The organism is Pseudonocardia pini, assembly GCF_013870575.1.
GTDB classification, from domain to species: domain Bacteria; phylum Actinomycetota; class Actinomycetes; order Mycobacteriales; family Pseudonocardiaceae; genus Pseudonocardia; species Pseudonocardia pini.
In genome coordinates, this window is record NZ_JACBXB010000448.1 from 1 (window position 1) to 4,497 (window position 4,497).

Sequence of the window (4,497 nt, forward strand, 5' to 3'; positions counted from 1 at the left end):
CACGCCGCGAGCCCCGACCGGACCGGTCGGGGCTCGTCGCTTTCTCGAGTGTGTCAGACGGCGAGCTCGAGGAAGACCTCGGTGCCCTGTGCCGTGGTCGCGACCCGCAGCTTCTCGGCGAGCGCGCGGATCATGGGGAGCCCGCGACCGCGGTCCCGGCTCGGCGCCGTCTCGGGCCGCCACCGGCCGTGGTCGCGGATCCGGGCGATGATCACCCGGCCCGAGCGTCGGGCCCGCACCTGCAGGTCGACCTCGACCGAGCCGGGTGCACCGCCGCGGTAGGCGTGGTCGACGACGTTGGCCGTGACCTCCCCCACCGCCAGCAACAGATCGACGAGGGCGTCCGCGGGCAGCCCCGCGGCGCGGGCCCAGGTCGACACGACCGAGCGGATGGCCGCCAGCGAGTCCACCGTGGCGGCGCGCACCACCCGGAGCTCCTCGGCCTGCTCGACAGGTCGCAGGGGCGTCACCGCGGCGGGGACGCGGCCCGGCAGGCCCTGGGCGTTCACGAGCGTTCGGCTCCCGGAGATCGAGGCTCGACGCCGGTTCCGACGCCACGGCAGGAGTCCCCCGCGCCGGGGGCCTCCAAACCGGCACACGGGTCCCGGCGGACGAAGGGCCCGTTCGGCGGCACCCCCGCCGCCGGGCTCGTCTCCGCTCGGGACACGCAGCGCATCGACGCTGTTCAGCCCTCCGCGTCGGGCCCGACGTCGGCCGGTGTCAGCCCTGGAAGCGGGGTGCCCGCTTCTCGCCGAAGGCGGTGAGACCCTCGCCGCCCTCGGGGCCCGCCGCGCTCGCGGAGATCGCCGCGGCCTCCGCGTCCAGGTGGCTGCGGAGGTCGTGGTCGAACGTGCCCGCGAGGAGCCGCTTGATCCGCCCGAGCGCCGCGGTGGGCCCCTGGGCGATCTTGTAGGCAGTGGCCGCGGCCTCGGCGGCCAGGTCGGCGTCGTCCACCAGGACGGACGCGATGCCGAGCCCCAGCATGTCCTCGGCGCCCAGGACCTGGTCGGTCATGATGATGTGCCGCGCCCGGCCGAGCCCGACGATCCGCGGCAGCGTCCAGCTCATCCCGCCGTCCGGCGAGAAGCCGATCCCCGGGTAGGCCGGGCGGATCTTCGACGAGCCGCCGACCAGCAGCACGTCCGTGGCCAGGGCGATGCTCATCCCGGCACCCGCGGACCAGCCCTGCGCGCCGATGACGGTCGGGACCGCGCACTGCACGTAGGACTCGAGGAACTCGTGGAAGACGTCCGCGATGTGCTTCACGTAGACGCCGCGGTCCGGCGCGCCCGCGAAGGCCCGGACGTCCCCGCCCGCGCAGAAGTTGCCGCCCGGGTGCACGATCTGGACGGCCCCGATCCCCTGCTCGGCGGCCTGCTCGACCGTGGCCAGCCCGCGCAGCGCGGCGGCGACCTCGGTCATGGCCTCCTCGTCCACGGCGTTGGCCTTGCCCGAGGCGACCCTGATCGTCAGGACCCGCCCGTCTCGCACCACCGTGTCGCTCATGCCAGCTCCCTCAGCTTCGGGACGACGTCCTCGGTGAACTGGGTGAGGAACCGTTCCTGGTCCTGGCCCGGGCCGTGGAAGACGAGGTGGTTGAGACCCGCGTCGAGGTACGGCTTGATCTGCGCGACGGCCTCGTCCGGGTCGCTCGCCACGATCCAGCGCTTGGCCACCTGCTCGATCGGCAGCTCGTCCGCGAGGCGCTCCATCTCCACCGCGGAGTCCACCGTGTGCTTCTGCTCGGCGGTCAGCGACAGCGGCGCCCAGAACCGGGTGTTCTCCAGCGCGACGGCCTGGTCCCGGTCGTAGGACAGCTTGATCTCGATGGTCCGGTCGATCGCCGTGGCATCCCGGGACTCCTTCTCCGCACCCTCGGTCACGGCGGGCATCAGCTTCTCGGTGTAGAGGTCCATGCCCTTGCCCGAGGTGCAGATCATGCCGTCGCCCTGGCGGCCCGCGTACCGCGCCACCTGCGGCCCGCCGGCGGCGATGTACACCGGCACGGGCCTCTCCGGCCGGTCGTAGATCGACGCGTTGACCAGCTGGTAGTACTCGCCGTCGAAGTCCACGTCGGTCTCGGTCCACAGCGCGCGCATCAACCGGACCGCCTCGCGCAGCCGGGCGAAGCGCTCCTTGAACTCCGGCCACTCCATCCCGGACACGGCGATCTCGTTGAGCGCCTCGCCGGTGCCGACCCCGAGGATCACGCGGTCGTCGTACAGCAGCGCCATCGTGGCGAAGGTCTGGGCCATCACGGCCGGGTTGTAGCGGAACGTCGGCGTGGTCACGCTCGTGCCGATCTGCACCCGTCGGGTGCGCTCCCCCACCGCCGCCATCCACGTCAGGGCCGACGGGGCGTGCCCGCCCTCGTGCCGCCAGGGCAGGAAGTGGTCCGACACCCACACGCTGTCCAGGCCCACCTCCTCGGCCCGCACGGCGTACTCCACCAGGTCACGGGGCCCGAACTGCTCCGCCGAGGCCTTGTAACCGATCTTGAGGTCCACGCTGGTCCTTCCGGTCGTCCCTCTTGCCCACAGGTCTACTACACGCCGGCCCGGAATCGCTTGACCTCCACCGTGGTTCAGGTCGCACGGTGCGATCGTGCCGGAAGTCGGATGCGCGCAGGGGTGGGGAGTTCGTACGGTGGAGTCATCATGAGCGCCACTCCTGACGAGGAGCAGGCGACCCCCGCGGCGAGCACCCCGGCCCCGGCCGCGACCCTCGCCGCGCTGCGCCGTCTCGCCCCCTACATCCGTCCGCACCGCCGTGCACTCCTGGGCTCCCTGGTCGCCGCGCTCGTCGGCAACCTCGCCGCGTTGACGATCCCGCTGGTCACCCGCGGGATCGTCGACGGCCCGATCACCCGCGGCGACCTCTCCGCGCTGCCCTGGCTCGTGGCGGGCGTGCTCGCCCTCGGCCTGCTCGAGGCCCTGCTGCTCCTGTTGCGCCGCAGGCTGGTCGCCCGTCCCACCACCCGGATCGAGGCGACGATGCGGGCGGACCTCTACGCCCACCTGCAGCGGCTGCCGATCGCCTTCCACGACCGGTGGCCGTCGGGCCAGCTGCTGTCCCGGGCGGTCCAGGACCTGTCGACGATCCGCCGGTTCCTCGCCTTCGCGGGCGTGTTCCTGGTGGTCAACACGGTCACCGCGGTGGTGGGGATCGTGGTGCTGGGGTCGCTGTCGTGGCTGCTCGGTGCCGCCCTGCTGGTCCTCACCCCCGCGTTCGTGCTGCTCACGCTGCGGATCGAGCGGCGCTACGCGGCGGTGACCCGCCGCGCCCAGGACCAGACGGGCGACCTCGCGACGATCGTCGAGGAGTCCGCCCTCGGGGTGCGGGTGCTGCGGTCGCTGGGCCGCCGCAAGGAGATCGCCGCCCGCTTCCTCGCCGACGCCCGCACGCTGCGCGGCACCGAGCTGCACAAGGTGCGGCTGCGGGCCGCGCTGTGGTGCGTGCTGGTCCTGCTTCCGGAGGCCGCGATCACCGCGATCCTCGCCCTGGGGACCTACGGGGTGGCCACCGGCGCGCTGACCGTCGGGACGCTCGTCGCGGGCGTCACGATCATGACCTATCTGTTCTGGCCGATCGCCTCGCTGGGCTTCCTGCTCACCGAGGCGGGCAACGCCGCGGCGGCCACGCGGCGGTTCTGGGAGGTCCTCGACGTCGAGCCGGCGATCGTCGACGCCCCGGACGCGGTCTCGCCGCCGCCGGGGGGCGGGCGGATCGAGTTCCGTGGGGTCCGCTTCGGCTTCGGCGGGGAGGACGTCCTGCGCGGGGTGGACCTGACCATCGAGCCCGGCGAGACGATGGCGTTGGTCGGGGCGACCGGCTCCGGCAAGACGGTGCTGACCTCGCTGGTCGGGCGGCTCGCCGACGTGACCGGCGGGCAGGTGCTGGTCGACGGCGTCGACGTCCGCCGGTGGCGGCTCGCGGACCTGCGGCGGGTGGTCGCCACGGCGTTCGAGGACCCGGTGCTGATCTCCGCGAGCGTGCGGGAGAACGTCGCGCTCGGCGTGCCGGACGCCTCCGACGCGCAGGTCTGGGAGGCGCTGCGGATCGCGGGCGCGACGGGGTTCGTGGAACGCCTGCCGTGGGGCCTCGACACCCGGATCGGTGAGCAGGGGATCTCGCTCTCGGGTGGGCAGCGGCAGCGGTTGGCGCTGGCCCGCGCGGTGATCGGCCGCCCGCCGGTGCTGGTGCTCGACGACCCGCTCTCGGCGCTGGACGTGCACACCGAGGCGGAGGTCGAGGCGGCGCTGCGCAGCGTGCTGGGCGGGGTCACCTCGCTGGTGGTGGCCCACCGGCCGTCGACGGTCCAGCTCGCGGACCGGGTGGCGCTGCTGGAGGCGGGGCGGGTCACCGCCGTCGGGCGGCACACGGACCTGTTGGCGGACAACGCGACCTACCGGGACCTGCTGTCCGGTGAGCTGGTGCGGTCATGACCGATCTGAGCTGGCAGGGGGTCGGGGACGACGACACCACGGAGGTCACCCG

4 protein-coding genes are annotated in these 4,497 nt (G+C 73.5%); 1 reads left to right on the forward strand and 3 read right to left on the reverse strand.

Translation table 11 applies throughout. The annotated features are described in order from the left end of the window. Nucleotides 1–53: 53 nt before the first annotated feature. The 3 genes from H5J29_RS21905 to fgd form a co-directional block, all read right to left on the reverse strand. Nucleotides 54–509, reverse strand: coding sequence for an ATP-binding protein (locus H5J29_RS21905; protein WP_181782922.1), 456 nt, complete (start codon nt 507–509; stop codon nt 54–56). Between the two features lie 211 nt (nt 510–720). Beyond that, entirely contained in the window at nt 721–1,506 is a 786-nt protein-coding gene (locus H5J29_RS21910) for an enoyl-CoA hydratase/isomerase family protein (protein WP_181782923.1), read from the reverse strand. Further along, a complete protein-coding gene (gene fgd / locus H5J29_RS21915; RefSeq protein WP_181782924.1) occupies nt 1,503–2,507 on the reverse strand; it encodes a glucose-6-phosphate dehydrogenase (coenzyme-F420) in 1,005 nt (334 codons plus the stop codon). Before fgd ends, H5J29_RS21910 begins: the two co-directional genes overlap by 4 nt. Nucleotides 2,508–2,657: 150 nt before the next feature. On the opposite strand from fgd, the gene H5J29_RS21920 reads away from it, so the two are divergent. Then, nucleotides 2,658–4,445 carry an ABC transporter ATP-binding protein gene (locus tag H5J29_RS21920; RefSeq protein ID WP_181782925.1) on the forward strand — a complete coding sequence of 596 codons (1,788 nt, stop codon included), beginning with the start codon at nt 2,658–2,660 and terminating at the stop codon, nt 4,443–4,445. Nucleotides 4,446–4,497: the final 52 nt, after the last annotated feature.

Bases quoted from the DNA above. Each gene is read 5' to 3' on its own strand.
- H5J29_RS21910 (WP_181782923.1), bottom strand. From the start codon at position 1,506: ATGAGCGACACGGTGGTGCGAGACGGGCGGGTCCTGACGATCAGGGTC.
- H5J29_RS21920 (WP_181782925.1), top strand. From the start codon at position 2,658: ATGAGCGCCACTCCTGACGAGGAGCAGGCGACCCCCGCGGCGAGCACC.